General features: G+C 69.0%; 16 protein-coding genes. 11 read left to right on the forward strand and 5 right to left on the reverse strand.

Annotated features, from left to right (window positions below; all coding sequences use genetic code 11):
- Window positions 1-153 precede the first annotated feature (153 nt).
- From G6032_RS11270 to parC, 4 genes are all read left to right on the forward strand, one after another.
- Entirely contained in the window at window positions 154-1,494 is a 1,341-nt protein-coding gene (locus G6032_RS11270; RefSeq protein ID WP_165282256.1) for a heterodisulfide reductase-related iron-sulfur binding cluster, read from the forward strand.
- 44 nt (window positions 1,495-1,538) lie between these two features.
- Entirely contained in the window at window positions 1,539-2,120 is a 582-nt protein-coding gene (locus G6032_RS11275; RefSeq protein ID WP_165282257.1) for a DUF3501 family protein, read from the forward strand.
- 133 nt (window positions 2,121-2,253) lie between these two features.
- On the forward strand, window positions 2,254-4,146 hold the full coding sequence (parE, locus tag G6032_RS11280) for a DNA topoisomerase IV subunit B (protein WP_165282258.1): 1,893 nt from the start codon (window positions 2,254-2,256) through the stop codon (window positions 4,144-4,146).
- A gap of 31 nt (window positions 4,147-4,177) precedes the next feature.
- Window positions 4,178-6,421 carry a DNA topoisomerase IV subunit A gene (gene parC, locus G6032_RS11285; RefSeq protein ID WP_165282397.1) on the forward strand — a complete coding sequence of 748 codons (2,244 nt, stop codon included), beginning with the start codon at window positions 4,178-4,180 and terminating at the stop codon, window positions 6,419-6,421.
- Here the strand turns inward: parC and G6032_RS11290 are convergent.
- Window positions 6,418-8,475 carry a sensor domain-containing phosphodiesterase gene (locus G6032_RS11290; protein ID WP_165282259.1) on the reverse strand — a complete coding sequence of 686 codons (2,058 nt, stop codon included), beginning with the start codon at window positions 8,473-8,475 and terminating at the stop codon, window positions 6,418-6,420. The genes parC and G6032_RS11290 overlap by 4 nt on opposite strands.
- A gap of 57 nt (window positions 8,476-8,532) precedes the next feature.
- Window positions 8,533-9,594, reverse strand: a complete 1,062-nt coding sequence (epmB, locus tag G6032_RS11295) for an EF-P beta-lysylation protein EpmB (protein WP_346763810.1) — start codon at window positions 9,592-9,594, stop codon at window positions 8,533-8,535.
- Between the two features lie 25 nt (window positions 9,595-9,619).
- Here epmB and efp point away from each other — a divergent pair, with 25 nt between their 5' ends.
- Genes efp through G6032_RS11310 form a run of 3 tightly spaced genes read left to right on the forward strand, consistent with a single transcriptional unit; the run spans window position 9,620 to window position 11,687 of the window.
- Entirely contained in the window at window positions 9,620-10,186 is a 567-nt protein-coding gene (gene efp / locus G6032_RS11300) for an elongation factor P (RefSeq protein WP_165282260.1), read from the forward strand.
- Window positions 10,161-11,168: an EF-P lysine aminoacylase EpmA gene (gene epmA, locus G6032_RS11305; protein WP_165282261.1), complete on the forward strand. Its 1,008-nt coding sequence runs from the start codon at window positions 10,161-10,163 to the stop codon at window positions 11,166-11,168. The genes efp and epmA overlap by 26 nt, the downstream gene beginning before the upstream one ends.
- Window positions 11,169-11,204: 36 nt before the next feature.
- Window positions 11,205-11,687 (forward strand): GAF domain-containing protein, encoded by a 483-nt coding sequence (locus tag G6032_RS11310; RefSeq protein WP_276611020.1) that lies wholly within the window; start codon window positions 11,205-11,207, stop codon window positions 11,685-11,687.
- A 51-nt stretch (window positions 11,688-11,738) separates the two neighbouring features.
- Here the strand turns inward: G6032_RS11310 and asd are convergent, their stop codons facing one another.
- From asd to G6032_RS11325, 3 genes are read right to left on the reverse strand one after another with little or no spacing between them, the layout of a single operon-like run.
- On the reverse strand, window positions 11,739-12,587 hold the full coding sequence (gene asd, locus G6032_RS11315; RefSeq protein WP_165282262.1) for an archaetidylserine decarboxylase: 849 nt from the start codon (window positions 12,585-12,587) through the stop codon (window positions 11,739-11,741).
- Window positions 12,587-13,102 (reverse strand): copper chaperone PCu(A)C, encoded by a 516-nt coding sequence (locus tag G6032_RS11320; RefSeq protein ID WP_165282263.1) that lies wholly within the window; start codon window positions 13,100-13,102, stop codon window positions 12,587-12,589. The genes asd and G6032_RS11320 overlap by 1 nt, the downstream gene beginning before the upstream one ends.
- Entirely contained in the window at window positions 13,099-13,725 is a 627-nt protein-coding gene (locus G6032_RS11325; RefSeq protein ID WP_165282264.1) for an SCO family protein, read from the reverse strand. The genes G6032_RS11320 and G6032_RS11325 overlap by 4 nt, the downstream gene beginning before the upstream one ends.
- Window positions 13,726-13,822: 97 nt before the next feature.
- Between G6032_RS11325 and prmB the strand changes: the two genes are divergently transcribed.
- Genes prmB through G6032_RS11345 form a run of 4 tightly spaced genes read left to right on the forward strand, consistent with a single transcriptional unit; the run spans window position 13,823 to window position 18,084 of the window.
- Window positions 13,823-14,719 (forward strand): 50S ribosomal protein L3 N(5)-glutamine methyltransferase, encoded by an 897-nt coding sequence (gene prmB / locus G6032_RS11330; RefSeq protein WP_346763811.1) that lies wholly within the window; start codon window positions 13,823-13,825, stop codon window positions 14,717-14,719.
- Window positions 14,719-15,819 carry a chorismate synthase gene (aroC, locus tag G6032_RS11335; protein WP_165282265.1) on the forward strand — a complete coding sequence of 367 codons (1,101 nt, stop codon included), beginning with the start codon at window positions 14,719-14,721 and terminating at the stop codon, window positions 15,817-15,819. Before prmB ends, aroC begins: the two co-directional genes overlap by 1 nt.
- A complete protein-coding gene (locus G6032_RS11340) occupies window positions 15,806-17,059 on the forward strand; it encodes an MFS transporter (protein WP_165282266.1) in 1,254 nt (417 codons plus the stop codon). The genes aroC and G6032_RS11340 overlap by 14 nt, the downstream gene beginning before the upstream one ends.
- A complete protein-coding gene (locus G6032_RS11345) occupies window positions 17,056-18,084 on the forward strand; it encodes an aspartate-semialdehyde dehydrogenase (RefSeq protein ID WP_165282267.1) in 1,029 nt (342 codons plus the stop codon). Before G6032_RS11340 ends, G6032_RS11345 begins: the two co-directional genes overlap by 4 nt.
- Window positions 18,085-18,125 lie beyond the last annotated feature (41 nt).

An 18,125-nucleotide genomic window follows, 5' to 3' on the forward strand; every position in this document is an offset into this window, starting at 1 on the left:
GATCGTAACGACGGGGCGCCGCCGGCCCGGCCGGCGGCGCATTCCGTTTTCCACCAGGAGCGGCCTGCCGGCCGGCACGGGCGTGACCTTCGGGCATGCCGCCGGCGGGCGCGCCCGTAGCCGGCACAGACCGGACCCCCAAGGAGTTTTCCGATGTCCGTCGATAATCACCGTCGCGAAGGCAGTCTCGAGGCCCCGACCCGCCATCCGATCGACTGGAAGTCCCCGGAGTTCTGGGACGAGGAGAACATGTTCAAGGAAATGGAGCGCGTGTTCGACATCTGTCACGGATGCCGGCGCTGCTTCAACCTGTGCAACTCCTTCCCGACGCTCTTCGATGCCGTGGACGAATCGGACACGGGGGAAGTGGACGGGGTGGCGCGGGAGGTCTACTGGAAGGTGGTGGACCACTGCTATCTCTGCGACATGTGTTACATGTCGAAGTGTCCCTACGTGCCGCCGCATCCCTGGAACGTCGATTTCCCGCACCTGATGCTGCGTGGCAAGGCCGTGCGCTTCCGCAAGGAAGGCGCCAGCCGCAGGGATCGCATCCTCACCTCGACCGATGCCGTCGGACGCCTCGCAGGCATTCCGGTGGTCTCCGAGGTGGTCAACGCGGTCAATGCATCGTCCGGTGGCCGCAAGCTCCTGGAGAGTGTCCTCGGCGTGCATCGCGACGCGCCCTTGCCGAAGTACCACTCGAAGAGCATGCGCAGCCGCCTGCAGGGCCGGCCCGCCGACGCCGTCGGGACGCCGACGGAGGGCACGCGCGGCCGCGTGGCCCTGTTCGCCACGTGCTACGGCAACCGCAACAGTCCGGAGATCGGCGAGGATCTCGCCAAGGTGTTCGAGTACAACGGCATCCCGGTCCGCCTCGTGGACAAGGAACAGTGCTGCGGCATGCCGAAGATGGAACTCGGCGATTTCGAGGCCGTCGAGCGCGCCATGGAGGCGAACATTCCCGTGCTCGCGCGCGCGGTGGACGAGGGCTGGGACCTGGTCGCCGCGGTGCCGTCCTGCGTGCTGATGTTCAAGCAGGAGCTGCCGCTGCTGTTTCCCGACCGGGAGGACGTGAAGAAAGTCGCCGCGGCGATATTCGATCCCTTCGAGTACCTGTCGTTGCGCCACAAGGCCGGCAAGCTGCGCACGGATTTCGCCAAGTCGCTGGGCAAGGTCAGTTACCAGGTCCCCTGCCACCTCCGGGTGCAGAATATCGGCCTGAAGACGCGCGACATCCTGGCGCTCGTGCAGGACACGAAGATCGAGGCCATCGAGCGTTGCTCGGGACATGACGGCACTTATGCGGTGAAGAAGGAGTTCCACGAGAACTCCGTCAAGATCGCGCGTCCCGTGGTCAACAAGGTCAAGAGCGCCGAACCCGATCACCTGGTCAGCGACTGCCCGATGGCCGGGCAGCAGATCGCGCACGGCCTGGACAACGGCACCACGGCGAAGCACCCCATCACCCTGCTGCGCATCGCCTACGGCCTCTGAACCGGGCTGCGCACGACCGCCAGAAGCATTACGGAGAAAGACCGATGAGTCATTTGAACGCAAGCGACCTGATGAGCCTCGAGCAGTACGCGCGTGAGCGTCCCGCGTTCCGGGCCAAGGTGCTCGGCCACAAGAAGAATCGCCAGGTGGAACTCGGCCCCAATGCCACGCTCTATTTCGAGGACGACCTGACGATCCAGTACCAGGTGCAGGAAATGCTGCGCATCGAGCGGATTTTCGAGGCCGAGGGCATCGAGGAAGAGCTGTCCGCCTACAACCCGCTCATCCCCGACGGCAGCAACTGGAAAGCGACCTTCATGCTCGAGTATCCGGACGTCGCGGAACGCAAGGTCGCGCTCGCCCAGCTGATCGGCGTCGAAGACAAGGTCTGGGTGCAGGTCGACGGGCACGACAAGGTCTACGCGATCGCCGACGAGGACCTGGAGCGCGATACCGAAGAGAAGACCTCCTCGGTGCATTTCATGCGCTTCGAGCTCGATCCGGACATGGTCATGGCGCTCAAGGGCGGCGCGGGGCTCGCCATGGGCGCGGACCACGAGAACCTCAAGGTCGTCGTCAGCGTGCCCGACGCGGTGCGCGCCTCCCTGGTCAACGACCTGGCCTGAGCGAAGCCCGGACGTGCAGCGCGCCTGCGTCGCGGGTCGGCGCCGGCGCGCGGCGTCGAACCGCACCCGCGGGGCGTCGAACTGTTAGAATTCCGGCGGCCCGGGCGCACCTGCCCGGGATTGCAGGAAACCCATGAGCCAGGATTACAACGCCTCCTCGATCGAGGTCCTCAGCGGGCTTGATCCGGTCCGGCGCAGGCCGGGGATGTACACGGACACGTCGCGGCCCAACCACCTTGCCCAGGAGGTGGTGGACAACAGCGTGGACGAGGCCATCTCCGGGCATTGCAAGCGGATCGTCGTGACGCTGTTTCGCGACGGCTCACTGCAGGTCGAGGACGACGGCCGCGGGATGCCGGTGGACATCCACCCGCAGGAAAAAATCCCCGGCGTCGAACTGATCCTCACGCGGCTCCACGCGGGCGGCAAGTTTTCCAACAAGAACTATCGCTACTCGGGCGGACTGCACGGTGTCGGCGTGTCCGTCGTCAACGCGCTGTCGCGCAACCTCGAGGTGTGGATCCGGCGCGGCGGTAAAGAACACAACATGAGCTTCCGCGGCGGCGACAAGAGCGGCGAACTCGAGGTCGTCGGCACCGTCGGCAGGAACAATACCGGCACCACCATCCGCTTCTGGCCCGACGAGAAGTATTTCGACTCGCCGAAATTCTCCGTGCCGCGCCTGCGACACCTGTTACGCGCCAAGGCCGTGTTGTGCCCGGGCCTGCAGGTCACGTTGCACCAGGAGGCGAGCCAGGAGACGGAGACCTGGCATTACGAGGGCGGGCTCGGGGACTACCTCGCGGAGGCCCTGCAGGGGCTCGCGGCCATCCCCGCCACGCCGTTCACCGGCAGCGTGCAGGGCGGCACGGAATCGGCCGACTGGGCCCTCGCGTGGCTGCCCGAAGACGGAGAGCCGGTCGCCGAGAGCTACGTCAACCTCATTCCCACCGTGCAGGGCGGCACCCACGTGAACGGCTTTCGCGCGGGGCTGACGGATGCGCTGCGGGAGTTCTGCGAGTTTCGCAACCTGCTGCCTCGCGGGGTGCGCCTCGCACCGGACGACGTCTGGGCGCAGGTGGCCTACGTGTTGTCGGTCAAGCTCGAGGACCCGCAGTTCTCCGGCCAGACCAAGGAGCGGCTCAGCTCGCGCGAGTGCGCCGCCTTCGTTTCCGGCACCGTCAAGGACGCCCTCGCCATCTGGCTGAACCAGCACCCGGAGGCCGGCGAGAGCATCGCCCAGCTGGCGATCGCCAATGCCAGCGCGCGGCTCAAGGCCAGCAAAAAGGTGGTGCGCAAGCGCGTCGTCAGCGGCCCGGCCCTGCCCGGCAAGCTCGCCGATTGCAGCGCGCAGGACTCGGAGCGTTCCGAGCTGTTCCTCGTCGAGGGCGATTCCGCGGGCGGCTCCGCCAAGCAGGCCCGCGATCGGGAATTCCAGGCCGTCATGCCGTTGCGCGGCAAGATCCTCAACACGTGGGAAGTCGATTCCGCCGAAGTGCTCGGCTCGCAGGAAGTCCACGACATCAGCGTCGCGCTCGGCGTCGATCCGGGCTCCGGCGACCTGCGGGGGCTGCGCTACAACCGCATCTGCATCCTCGCCGACGCGGATTCCGACGGGCTGCATATCGCCACCCTCTTGTGTGCGCTGTTCGTGCGCCATTTTCCCGCGCTGGTGGACGCAGGCCACGTCTACGTCGCCATGCCGCCGTTGTTCCGCATCGATATCGGCAAGCAGGTGTTCTACGCGCTGGACGACGCCGAACGTCGCGGCGTGTTGCACCGGATCGAGGCGGACAATCTCAAGGGCAAGGTCACCGTGACGCGCTTCAAGGGCCTCGGCGAGATGAGCGCGCTGCAGCTGCGCGAGACCACCATGGCGCCGGAGACGCGCCGCCTGGTGCAGCTGACCCGCAGCGAGGGGGACGAGACGCACGAGTTGATGGACATGCTGCTGGCCAAGAAACGCGCCGGCGATCGCCGCGAGTGGCTGCAGGCCAAGGGCAACCTGGCCGAGGTCACGCCGTGAGTTCGGCAGGGAGCAGGGCGCGGTGAAGGAGATGAAGCTCGATTTCGAGGGCGTCGAACGCCTCCCGTTGCGCGAGTTCACCGAGAAGGCCTACCTCGATTACTCGATGTACGTGATTCTCGACCGCGCCCTGCCGCACATCTCCGACGGGCTGAAGCCGGTGCAGCGGCGCATCGTCTACGCGATGAGCGAGCTCGGCCTGTCCTCCGGGCAGAAACCGAAGAAATCGGCCCGCACGGTCGGCGACGTCATCGGCAAGTTCCACCCGCACGGCGACTCGGCGTGTTACGAGGCCATGGTGCTGATGGCGCAGTCCTTCAGCTACCGTTATCCGATCGTCGACGGGCAGGGCAACTGGGGCGCGCCGGACGATCCGAAGTCTTTCGCTGCGATGCGCTACACCGAGGCGCGCCTCACGGCTTACGCGGCGACGCTGCTGGCCGAGCTCGGACAGGGCACGGCCGACTGGCAGCCCAACTTCGACGGCACGCTCAGCGAGCCCGTGCGCCTGCCGGCGCGCCTCCCCAACCTGCTGCTGAACGGCGCCTCGGGCATCGCGGTGGGCATGTCCACGGACATCCCGCCGCACAACCTGCGCGAGGTGACGGCCGCCTGCATCCACCTCCTCGAGAACCCGGCCGCCGGCCTCGACGAGTTGCTCGAGCACGTGCAGGGCCCGGATTTTCCCGGCGGCGCCGAGCTGGTCTCGCCGCCGGCCGACATTCGTTCGATCTACGCCACGGGCAACGGCACCCTGCGCCTGCGCGCGCGGTGGGAGCGGGAGGACGGCGAGATCGTCGTCCACGCGCTGCCCTGGCAGGTCTCGGGCAGCAAGGTGCTGGAGCAGATCGCGGCGCAGATGCGCGCGAAGAAGCTGCCGATGGTCGAGGACCTGCGCGACGAGTCCGACCACGAGAACCCCATCCGGCTGGTCATCGCGCCGCGCTCGAACCGCGTCGATTGCGAGGCGCTGATGGCGCACCTGTTCGCCACCACGGAGCTCGAGCGCACCGTGCGGGTGAACATGAACATCATCGGCCTCGACGGCCGCCCCCGCGTCATGGACCTGCGCGGGCTGCTGGTCGAGTGGCTGGAGTTCCGCCTGCACACCGTGACCCGCCGCCTCAGCCACCGGCTGGAGAAAGTCGAGGCCCGGCTGCACGTGCTCGACGGGCTGCTCATCGCGTATCTCAACCTCGACGAAGTGATCCGCATCATTCGCAACGAGGACGAGCCGAAGCCGGCGTTGATCGCGGCTTTCGGCCTGTCCGAGACCCAGGCCGAAGCGATCCTCGAACTCAAGCTGCGGCATCTCGCGAAGCTCGAGGAGATGAAGATCCGCGGCGAGCAGGACAGCCTCGCCGTCGAGCGCGAAGGCCTGCAGAAAATCCTCGGCAGCAAGGCGCGCCTGAAGCGCCTGGTGCGCGAGGAACTCGCGGCCGACGCCGAACGTCACGGCGATGACCGCCGCACCCTGATCGTGGAACGCGCGGCGGCCCAGGCGCTGGACGAGAGTGCGCTGCTCCCTTCCGAGCCGGTGACCGTGGTGTTGTCCGAGCGCGGCTGGGTGCGGGCCGCCAAGGGCCACGAGGTCGATCCGTTGGCGCTCAATTATCGTTCCGGGGACGCCTTCCTGGCGGCGGCCCAGGGCCGCAGCAACCAGCTGGCGATGTTCCTCGACAGCACCGGGCGGGTCTACAGCCTGCCGGCCCACGGCCTGCCGTCGGCGCGCGGCCAGGGCGAACCGCTCTCCGGGCGCCTCAATCCGCCCGACGGCGCGACGTTCGCCGGCGTCCTGATCGGCGCGCCGGAGGACCGCTGGCTGCTCACCGCATCCGACGGCTACGGTTTCGCCGCGCGGCTCGCGGATCTCGCCTCGCGCAATCGCAGCGGCAAGCACGTGCTCAAGGCCGGGAACCGGGCGCGGGTGCTGCGTCCCGTCCCCGCGCCGGCCGATCCCGACGCCCTGGTGGCGGTCGCGAGCGACGCCGGTCGGTTGCTGTGTTTCCCGATCGGTGACCTTCCGGAGCTGGCGCGTGGCCGGGGCAACAAGCTGCTCGGCATCGACGCGAAAAAGTTCGCCGCGGGCGAGGAATCGATGGTGGCGGCCGTAGTCGTGCCGGCGGGGGCGGCGCTGCGCGTCTCCTGCGGCCAGCGCACCATGACGCTGAAAGCGCGCGACCTCGAGGCCTATCTCGGTGAGCGTTCGCGCCGCGGCGCGCTGTTGCCGCGCGGCTGGCGCAAGGTGGACGACCTCGCGGTAGAGGAGCGCTAGTCCTCCGCGAGCACGACCTCCGGCTCCCGGATCTGGTAGCCCTGGATGTACTGCACGCCGATCTGCCAGAGCACGGCCATGGTATTGGCATCCTCGACGCGCTCCGCAATGGTGACGATCTCGCGGGCCTTCGCATCCCGCACTATGGTCTTCACGCGGTCCTGCATCGCCTCGTCGCCGGCCAGGCCCTGCATGAGCGAGCCGTCGATCTTGAGATAGTCCATCGGCAGGTGCGCCAGCAATTGCGTGGACACGGGGCCGCCGGTGAAGCCCTCCAGCGAAAAGCCGAAGCCGATTTTGCGCAGCCGTGCCGCCATCTCGTGCGTCTGGCGCAGGTGGCTGGCCGCCACGTCCTCGGCCACCTGGAACACGATCACGCCTTCGGGCAGCCGGGCGTTCTTGCGGCGCGTCTCCAGCCACGCGGGCAGCATGCCGTCGAGCATGGTGTCCTTCGACAGGCGGACGAAGACGGTGGACTGCGGCCGCGAGGCGCAATAGGCGAACGCCGCGCCGATCACCCAGCGGTCAATGTTCTTGATCAGGCGGTTGCGCTCGGCCGCCTGCACGAACTGCGCGGGCAGGACTTCGTCGCCCTGTTCGTCGATCATGCGCACCAGCAGGTCGTGCAGGTCCCGCTCCTCGCCGGTGAGGCTGGCGATCGGCTGCTTGGCGAGGCGGAAACGGTTCTCGAGCAGCGCCTTCTTGATGCGCTTGACCCACAGCTGGTCGAGCTCCTCCATGCGCGTCGAGTCTTCCTCGTGGCTGCTCATGCCGACCTGCGCCATGCCGAGCTCGGTGGCTTTCTGCAGCGCGTCTTCCGCCTCGGCATGCAGCACGTCGAGATCGAGCCCGCGCCGGTCCGCCACGGCGATGCCCGCACTCACCGAGAGTGAGATCGACTTGCCGCCGGCCTCGAACAGGGTGCGGCTGACCTTGGCGATGATGCTCGTGGCCCAGGCCTTGAGGTCGCGCCGCGTGCCGCGCGCCACGAGGGCGCCGAACTCGGCGTGTCCGAGGCGCCCGTAGAGGTCGCGCGATTTCGCGGAATCGCGCAACAGGTCGGCGAGCCCGGCGAGGACGATGTCCAGCCCGCGCGTGCCGACCTGGCGCTGCACTTCATGGAACCCGTCGAGCCTGAGCAGCACGAGCGCCTGCACGCCCGCCGGCGGATCTCCCGCGAGCCGCTCCTCGAGGCACTTCAGCAGGTGCAGGCGGCCGTAGAGCCCGGTGCCGGGATCGAGACGCAGCGCCGCACCCAGGCGTTCTTCGATCGCCTCATCGTCTTCTTCCGGGCGCGCCGGGATGCGCACGCGCACGCACGGTTCCTCGTCGAAGCTCGCCGGCTCCATCTCGAGCAGCAGCGCCATCGGCTTGTCGTGTCGCGTGATGCCCGTGGCCTTGATGCCCTGCGGCGGCCAGCGCCCCTGCGCGCAGGCGACGAGCGCACCCTTGATCGCGGGCTGGTCGTCGGGTGCGAACAGGTCCATGAAGGTGAGGCCGGGAAGCTCCGACTCGTCCTCGAAACCGAACTGCTGCGTCCAGGCGCGGTTGGCGTCCAGCACGATGCCTTCGCCGACATGGGCGATGGCGTCGGCGGTCCCCGCCACGACGCGCCGCAGTTGCTCGCGGTAGGTGGATGCGCTGCTGATGGCGCCGCGCAGGGCCCGGTCCAGGCGCCCCAGGCGCAGCGCGCGATCGAAGATCGCCGCGAGCCGGTCGGGGCGCTCGAGCGTGGCCGCGTCCTGGGCGCCACAGCCGATGTCGTCCGCGATGACGCCTTCGTCCACGGTCTCGCGGCAGCTGATCAGGGGCAGCTCCAGGCCGGCGGCCTCCAGCACGGCGGCCGCCGTGATCAGCAGGTTCTCGCTCTCGTCGGCAAACACCACCAGCAGTTCGCAACTCGCCTCGCCGAGCTGCTCGGCCAGGTCGCCGGCGTCATCCAGGCGCAGCACGTGCGCCGCGCGCCCGCTGTTGCGCAGCACGCGGTTGATGGCCTCGGCATTGTCTTCATGCCGGCTGAGTACGATTACCGGGACGGCGGTCGTCTCGCTCAAGTAGGGTTCCTCGCTGCCCCGGGCAGGTTCGACCGCAGGTGCGACCAGCGACGCATTCTAGCACCCGTCCAAGGGATCGCCAGCCGCGCCGACGGGCGACTTGGATCGCGCGCCCGGGACTTCGCGCACAAGGTGGGGCACGAGATAGCCCGGCAACCGCGCCTGCAGGCCCGCATGCAGGCGCGCGGCCGTGTCGGCAGCCGTGTCGAAGTGTGCGGTGCCTGCCACCCGGTCGAGCAGATGCAGGTAGTAGGGCAGGACCCCGGCATCGAAGAGCCGGGCGGACAACTCCGCGAGGACGGACTCGTCGTCGTTGATGCCTTTCAGCAGTACGGACTGGTTCAGCAGGGTGGCGCCGCTGCGTGCCAGCGCGCCGCAGGCCGCCCGGACGTCCGCGGACAGTTCCCGCGGGTGGTTCACATGCAGCACGATGGCGACCCGCCAGGGCAGTGCCGCGAGCCAGTCGAGCAGCGGACCGTCGACACGTGCCGGCAGGACGACCGGCGTGCGGGTGTGAATTCGCAGGCGGCGGATGCCGGGCAATGCGCCGAGCGCCGTGCTGATCCGCAGCAGGCGCGCCGTGGGCAGTACCAGGGGGTCGCCGCCCGAGAGGATAACCTCCTCGAGCCCGGGCGTCGCCGCGAGCGCGGCGATCGCGGCCTGAAGCCGCGCCGGCGTCAGCGTGCTCTCGCCATAAGGAAATTCCCGGCGGAAGCAGTAGCGACAGTTCACGGCGCAGGCGCCCGTGGTCATCAGCAGCGCGCGGCCCTCGTACTTGCTCAGCACGCCGGGGACCCGCAGCGCCTCCAGGTCGCCGACGGGGTCGGGACCGAAGCCGGGATGCGTCTCGAGCTCCGCCGCCAGCGGCAGGACCTGCATCAGCAGCGGGTCGCGCGGGTCGCCGGGCCGCATGTTCGCCAGGTAGGCGCGCGGCACGCGCAGCCCGAACCGGCCGGCCGCCTGGCGCGCCGCGGGGAGCAGGCCGGGATCCAGCCCGAGCAGCTGCAGGAGCTCCGCCGGGTCGGTCACGGCATCCGCCAGTTCCCGGCGCCACGGTTCCAAGTGACGCGCCGCCGTGTCGGGCGGTATCATGGCCGGATTAGCTGCAAGGCTTTCCACGTACGCCCCATCCGCTGGTGAATAAATGGCGACCTATAGTACCAATGAGTTCCGTTCCGGCCTGAAGATCCTGCTCGACGGGGATCCCTGCGTCATCCTCGAGAACGAGTTCGTCAAGCCGGGCAAGGGCCAGGCCTTCAACCGGGTGCGCATCCGCAACCTGAAGACGGGCCGCGTGAACGAGCGGACCTTCAAGTCCAACGAGTCGGTCGAGGGTGCGGACGTCGTCGACACCGACATGCAGTATCTCTACTACGACGGCGAGTTCTGGCACTTCATGGTGCCGGACACCTTCGAGCAGCACGCCGCCGACGCCAAGGTGGTCGAGGAAGCGAAAGACTGGCTCAAGGAACAGGATCTCTGCCAGGTCACGTTGTGGAACGGCCAGCCCCTGCTCGTGTCGCCGCCCAATTTCGTCGAGCTGAAGATCGTCGAGACCGATCCTGGCGTGCGCGGCGACACCGCGACCGGCGGGCAGAAACCGGCCAAGCTGGAGACGGGCGCGGTGGTGCGCGTGCCGTTGTTCATCGAGCAGGGCGAGGTGATCCGCGTCGATACCCGCAGCGGTGCCTACGTCTCGCGCGTCAAGTAGTTCCTCCGACTGGCGTCCGTCGGCCTCGCTCGAGAGGCTGCGGCTGCGCGCGAAGGCGTTGCATGCCGTGCGGGGGTTTTTCGCGGCGCGGGGATTGCTGGAAGTGGAAACACCGCAGCTCTCGGCCGCCGCCGCCACCGACGTGCACCTCGAGAGCCTCGCAGTCCACGCGCCCGGCGGGCCCCTGTCCGGCTGGTTGCACACCTCGCCCGAATTTCCCATGAAGCGATTGCTTGCGGCCGGCGCCGGCGACATCTGGCAGCTGGCGCGCGTGTTCCGCGGCGGCGAGCAGGGGCGGCGCCACAACCCGGAGTTCTCGCTGCTGGAGTGGTATCGCCTCGATTGGGACACGGCGCGACTGATGACGGAGGTCGAGGAGCTGCTGCGCGTTCTTGCCGCCGAGCTCGCGCCCGGGCGCCCTGCGCCGGGCGAGACGGAGCGGCTGAGCTATCGCGAGGCTTTTCTCCGGCACGCGGGGTTCGACCCGTTCGTCGCCTCTGCGGCAGAGATCGTGACTGTCCTGGACGCGAAAAGGGTGTCGGTTCCGGAGAGTCTCGCGGCGGATCGTGATGCGGCTCTCGACCTCGCGCTTTCGATGCTGGTCGAGCCGGCCTTCGATGCGGCGCGCCCCACCTTCCTGGTGGACTTCCCCGCGGCCCAGGCCGCGCTCGCCCGCGTCCGGCCGGGCGATCCCCCGGTCGCGGACCGTTTCGAACTGTTTTTCGGTGGCATGGAACTGGCCAACGGTTTTCATGAGCTGGCCGACCCGCGGGAACAGGCGGCACGCTTCCAGGCGGATCTTCACGCACGCCGCGACCGCGGTCTCGACGCGCCGCCGGTGGACACGCGATTCCTCGGGGCGCTGGCGCACGGCCTGCCGGATTGTGCCGGGGTCGCGGTGGGTTTCGACCGGGTGCTGATGTGCCTGTGCGGCGCCTCGCACATCGACGAGGTCCTGGCTTTTCCGTGGGCTCGCGCGTGATGCGGGCGGATTGTTCTTTTGCTGTGAGGCACATCGATGCATGAGATGACGGGACCCGATTACGCCGACAAGGCGGCGTTCTACGCGGAGCTCGAGGCCCAGGCCCGCGCGCTCGTGAGCGATGAGCCGGACCGGATCGCCAACGCCGCGAATATCGCGGCGCTGATCTACCACGCGTTGCCGCGCATCAACTGGGCGGGCTTCTATTTCCTGCAGGGCGACGTGCTGGTGCTGGGGCCGTTCCAGGGCAAGCCCGCCTGCGTGCGTATTCCGGTCGGAAAAGGCGTGTGCGGTACGGCGGTGGCCGAGAACTCCAGCCAGCGGGTGGCGGACGTGAACGCGTTCCCGGGGCACATCGCCTGCGACGCGGCTTCGCGCGCGGAGATCGTCGTGCCCCTGCGCGACGCCGAGGGTGTGCCATGGGGTGTGCTGGACATCGACAGCCCCGAGCCGGACCGTTTCGATGCGGCGGACCTGGCCGGGCTGGAGCGCCTCGCCCAGGTCTTCGAGCGTGCCTGAGCGTCGCTGGCCGGCGAAGCGCTCGCCGGCTAAGGGCTGTTCGGCGAAGCGCTAGCCGGCGAAGCGTTGTCCCATGCGGATCGCCGCGCCCGGCACGATCTCCGGCGCAATGCGCGGACCGTCTTTCGGCAGCACGACGACGACGGACGAGCCCATGTTGAAGCGTCCCAGTTCCTCGCCGCGCGACAGTCGCACGCTGCCGGGACCTTCCTCGGGATAGCGCCAGGTGCTGGCCTGGCGATCCGGCCCGGGCGCGACCTGGCCGGCCCAGGTCGTTTCGATCGAGCCGACGTTCAACGCGCCGACGAGTACGACCGCCATGGGACCGAAATCGGTCTCGAACAGGCAGGCCACGCGCTCGTTGCGGGCGAACAGGCGGGGCACGGCGCCGACGGTGGCGCCGTTGACGCTGAACAGGGCGCCGGGCAGGTAGCGCATCTCGACGAGGCGCGCGGCGGCCGGCGCGTGGATCCGATGGTAGTGCCACGGCGCAAGATAGAGTGTCGCGAAGCTGCCCTCGAGCAAGGCGTCGGGCGTGTCGCCGCCGAGCAGCCGGGGCAGGTCGTAGCGGAAGCCCTTCGCCTGCAGGATGCGGCCGCTCTCGATGGCGGCGCTCTGGCTGACGATGCCGTCCACCGGACAGGCGAGCGCGTCCTCCTCGGCCGGCAGTTCCCGCGCGCCGGGCAGCAGGGCGCGCGTGAAGAACGCGTTGAACGTGGGGTAGGCGGTGGGATCCGTTTCCACCGCGTCGCGCATGTCGATGCGGTAGATGCGCATGAAGCCGCGGATGAGGAAATCCTTGACGCCGGGCTGCTCGATCCTCGCGAGCCACCCCACCAGGCGCGACATGGCGTGCTGCGGCAGCAGGCGCTGCAGTACGCCGAACAGGAAACCGAGCATCAGCCCCCCGGTGAGCCGACGGGGGCGTCGAACTCGATTCGCTCGCCGTCCTCCAGCAACAGGGTCATGGGCACCGTGCCGCTGGTGGGCACGCCGTCGGTCGGCTGCATGAGCATCAGGTGCAGGCCGCCGGGTTCGAAACGCACCGTGTCGCCCGGTGCGACCGTGACGGCTTCCTGCTCGCGCATGCGGGCGACCCCGTCGGTCATGATCGTACCGTGCAGCTCGACGGAACCGAAGGCGGGGCTCTCGACGCCCACGATCACCAGGGGCTCGGCGCCGGGGTTGCTGATCGACAGGTAGCCGGCGGTCATGTGCGCCGCGGGCGGTACGCGGCGGATCCAGGCGTCGCTGATGACGGGGCTGCCCGTGGCGGCTGCAGCTGGTTCCGGCGGCGTCGCATCGGCGGGCGCGGCTGATTCCGGTGGCGTCGCGCCGACGGGCGCCGATGTTTCCGGCGCGTCGGGCGCGCAACCCCAGAGCAGCGTCGCAAGTAACAGGACCGTCAGTCTCATCGTGATGCCTCCAGCTTCAGGATCCGTCGCATGTCTTCGGCGATGCCCTCGGCGGTGTGTGGGGTGGGGAACACGGCGGCCACTCTCGCCTGGCGGTCGACCACGAACACGGAGGCCGTGTGATCCACCGTGTAGCTGTCGTCACCCGCCGGCGAATAGGCGTAAGCCGCGCCGAAGCTCCGGGTCAGTTCGGGCAGGTGCGCGTCCGCGACCGTGAGGCCCCGGAATTCCGGGTGAAAGAACGGCACGTATTCGGCCAGGCGCTCGGGCACGTCGCGCTGCGGATCCACGGAGATCATCACGACCTCGGGGCGATCCTCGGCCGGCAGGTCGTCCAGCAGGCGACGCGCGCCAGCCAGCACCTGGAGCGTCGCGGGACAGATGTCCGGGCAATGCGTGAAGCCGAAAAAGGCGATCGTCCAGCGTCCCTCGAGGTCCTGGATACGCAGCGGCTCGCCATGGTGATCGAGGCCGGGCAGGTCGGGCACGGGCCGCGGCGTGTTCAGCATGCGGGCATGCACCGGCATCTCCGGGGCGCCGAGGTGCGCCGCGAGCCAGGCGCCGGCGGTGGCTGCGACGATCGCGAGAACGACCGCCGCGACGATGAAGTGGTTGCGTGACATGCCGCCATTATCTCACAGCTGGCGCGTGATCGACCCGCCGGAATGCCGCTCGGTTATGATGTCGGCTTTCGCAGCCCCGGCAAGGAAGGACACCCGCGTGAGTTCGAGCGCACAGGCGCTGCACAGCCTGCACACCATCACGGATTTCGTGCGCTGGGGCGCCAGCCGCTTCGCCGCCGCCGGGCTGCATTTCGGCCACGGCACGGACGATCCCGTGGACGAGGCGCTCGTGCTGGTGCGCCACGCCCTGCACCTGGGGCACGACCTCCCCCCGGAGTTCTACGGCGCCCGCCTGACCGATGAAGAGAAAGGCGCGGTGCTCGCCCTCATCGAAAGGCGCATCGAGGAACGCATCCCGGCCCCTTACCTCACCGGCGAGGCCTGGTTCGCCGGCCTCCCGTTTCACGTGGACCCGCGCGTGCTGATTCCGCGCTCGCCCTTCGCGGAGCTCATCGAGACCGGCTTTGCGCCCTGGGCGGAGCGCCTGGAAATCCACCGCGTGCTGGATCTGTGCACCGGCAGCGGCTGCATCGCGATCGGCTGCGCCATGGCGTTCCCCGACGCCGCGGTCGATGCCGTGGAGTTGTCCCCCGAGGCGCTGGAGGTGGCCCGGCAGAACGTCGCGCGTCACGACGTCGGGGCGCAGGTCGAACTGCTCGCGGGCGACCTCTGGGCCCCGGTGGCAGGGCGTCGCTACGAGCTGGTGGTGAGCAACCCCCCGTACGTCGGCGACGCCGAGATGGCCCGGCTGCCGCCGGAATACGGTCACGAGCCGGAAATGGGCCTGCGTTCGGGCACCGCCGGGCTCGACGTGGTGGCGAGGATCATTGCCGGCGCGCGAGCTCACCTGCAGCCCGGCGGGCTGCTGTTCGTCGAGGTCGGCAACTCTGCGCCGGCGGTGGCGGCGGCCTGGCCGGAGCTGCCGTTCACCTGGCTGGAATTCGCGCGCGGCGGGAGCGGCGTGTTCCTGCTCAAGGCCGAGGAGCTGCCCTGATGTCGGGAAACACGATCGGTCGATTGTTCACTGTGACGAGCTTCGGCGAGAGCCACGGTCCCGGCCTCGGCTGCATCGTCGACGGGTGCCCGCCGGGCCTGCCGCTGGACGAGGAGGACATCCAGCGCGATGTCGAGCGGCGGCGCAGCGGCAAGTCGCGCCACGTGAGCCAGCGGCGCGAGCCCGACCAGGTGCGGATCATGTCGGGCGTCTACGAGGGCATGACCACCGGGGCGCCGATCGGGCTCGTCGTCGAGAACCTGGACGCCAAGCCGAAGGACTACTCGAAGATCGCCGAGCTGTTCCGGCCCGGCCACGCCGACTACACCTGGGCGCGCAAGTACGGGTTTCGCGATCACCGCGGCGGCGGGCGCTCCAGTGCCCGGGAGACGGTGATGCGGGTCGCGGCCGGGGCGATCGCGCGCAAGTACCTGGCGTTGCGCCACGGCATCGACATCCGCGGCTGGCTCGCGCAGCTGGGCCCCATCGCGCTCGAGCCGGTCGCGCTCGAGACCGTCGATGACAACCCGTTTTTCTGCCCCGACCCGTCGCGCGTGCCGGAGCTGGAACGCTACATGGACGCGCTGCGCAAGGAGGGCGACTCGATCGGCGCGCGCGTCAACGTGATCGCCACGGGCGTGCCCCCCGGGCTCGGCGAGCCGGTGTTCGACAAGCTCGACGCCGACATCGCGCACGCCATGATGGGCATCAACGCGGTGAAGGCCGTGGAGATCGGCGACGGCTTCGCCGTGGTCGAACAGAAAGGCACCGCACATCGCGACGAGATGTCGCCGGAGGGTTTCCTGTCGAACCATGCCGGCGGCACGCTCGGGGGGATCTCCTCGGGCCAGGCGATTCGCGTCAGCATGGCGCTGAAACCGACTTCCAGCCTGCGGTTGCCCGGGCGCACGGTCGATGTCCGCGGCGAGGCCGCCACGGTCGTCACGACGGGACGCCACGATCCCTGCGTGGGCGTGCGCGCCACGCCGATCGCCGAGGCCATGCTCGCGCTGGTGCTGATGGATCACCTGCTCCGCGATCGGGGCCAGAATGCCGATGTCGTGCCGGGAGCGCCGCTGATCCCCGATGCCCCCCGCTGAGCCGTCCGGCGCGCCGCCGAACGTCGCGCCGACCGGCCTTCATCCGCGCCTCGCGACCTTCTACCTGTTCTACTTCGGCGCGATCGGCGTGTTCGTGCCGTTCTTCTCCTTCTACCTGCAGCAGCAGGGATTCAGCGCCGTGGCCATCGGCCAGCTGATGGCGATTCCCATGGCGATGCGCGTGCTGGCGCCCGGCCTGTGGGGCTGGGCGGCCGACACCACCGGCCGGCGCGACCTGACCTTGCGCATCGGCGTGTCGCTGGCCGCCGCGGGCGCATTGTGGCTGGCCGGCGCCTCGGGCTATGTCGCGATGGCCTTCGCGCTCGCCGCCTTTGCCCTGCCGTGGAGCGGGCTCTTGCCGCAGTTCGAGGCGACCACCCTGAGCCATCTCGGCACGCGGCCGCATCGCTACGGGTTGATCCGCCTGTGGGGCTCCGTGGGGTTCATCGTCGCCGTGACGCTGGGCGGCTTCGCCTTCGAAGGGGCGCGGCTCGCCGCGGTCCCGGTCGTGTTGCTGCTGCTGGTGGTCGGCACCGCGGTGGCGGTCTGGCGTGTGCCCGCCGCACCGCCCGCCCCGACGACGACCACAGCGCCGGGCGGGCTCGGCGCCGCATTGCGCCGCCCCTGGGTGATCGCCCTGCTGCTCGTCTGCCTGCTGCAGCAGGCGGCCTTCGGGCCCTATTACGTGTTCTTCACCATCTATCTCGACGAGCTCGGTTACGGCACGGGCGTGACGGGATTGTTGTGGGCGTGGGGCGTGGCTGCCGAGATCGTCATGTTTATCTATACTCCGCGGCTGATCGAGCGCTTCGGCTACCGGCCGCTGTTGTTGTTCGCGCTGGGCGTGTCGGTGTTGCGCTGGCTGTTGACGGCCTGGGCGGCGACGTCCCTGCCCCTGCTGGTGTTCGCGCAGACCTTGCACATGGCGGCGTTCGGCCTGTTCCACGCGGTGGTGGTGTTGCTGTTTCATCGCGCCTTCGCGGGAAGGCTGCAAGGCCGGGGTCAGGCGTTGTACAGTGCCGTGGGTTTCGGCATCGGCGGCGCCCTCGGCAGCCTGGGCAGCGGCTACGCGTGGTCGGTGGTCGGCGCCGCAGGGGCCTGGAGCGGCGCGGCGCTGCTGGCCGCGGTGGCGATGGTCGTCGCCTGGCGAGGACTGGCACATGCGGACGTCGCGGATGCGGCGCCCGCCTCGGTCACGGGACAGGATGAGGGGCGTCAGCCCATGCGAGGCAGGCAATGAGCAGGACAAAGTCGTATTCCGTGGCGGTGGTGGGCGCAACGGGCCTGGTCGGCGAGGCCATGCTGGAGTGCCTCGCGCAACGCGAATTTCCCATCCGGCAGCTGCACCTGCTCGCCAGCGAACGCTCCGCCGGTACGGCGGTCACCTTCGCCGGGCGCAAGCATGTCGTCACCGACCTCGCCGAATTCGATTTTTCCGGCGTCGATCTCGCGCTGTTCTCGGCGGGCGGCTCGGTCTCGGCGGAGCATGCGCCGCGGGCTGCGGCGGCCGGGGCCATGGTGATCGACAACACCTCGCACTTCCGCTACGACGACGACGTGCCGCTCGTCGTGCCGGAGGTGAACCCGGAGGCGCTCGAGCGGGCCTCCCGGCGCAACATCATCGCCAACCCGAACTGCTCCACCATCCAGATGGTGGTGGCGCTGAAGCCCATCCACGACGCCGCCCGCATCACCCGCATCAACGTGGCCACCTACCAGTCGGTCTCGGGCGCGGGCCGTCGCATGGTCGAGGAACTGGCCCGCCAGACGGCCAACCTGATGAACGGCCGGCCGCTCGGCGACATGCTCTCGCCCCGCCCCCTGGCGTTCAACGCATTGCCGCAGATCGATGCCTTCGAGGACAACGGCTACACGCGGGAAGAGATGAAGATGGTCTGGGAGACGCAGAAAATCTTCGCCGACCCGACCATCGGCGTGAACGCCACCGCGGTGCGGGTGCCGGTATTTTTCGGCCATTCGGAGGCCGTCCACATCGAGACGGAACGGAAGGTCACGGCAGTCCAGGCCCGTCGCCTGCTGCGCGAGGCCCCGGGCGTCAAGGTCATGGACAGGCGCGTGCCCGGCGGCTATCCCACGGCGGCCACCGAGGCGACGGGCGCGGATGCGGTGTGGGTCGGGCGGATCCGCGAGGATATCTCGCACCCGCGCGGCTTGAGTCTCTGGGTCGTCTCCGACAACATTCGCAAGGGTGCCGCGCTGAATAGCGTCCAGATCGCTGAAACTTTTGTAAAAACCTACTTGTGAGCTTATAGTTAGGCCGCTGTCATGAGGTGCTTTCTCATGAT

This window comes from Wenzhouxiangella sp. XN24 (assembly GCF_011064545.1).
In the GTDB taxonomy this organism is placed as follows: Bacteria; Pseudomonadota; Gammaproteobacteria; order Steroidobacterales; family XN24; genus XN24.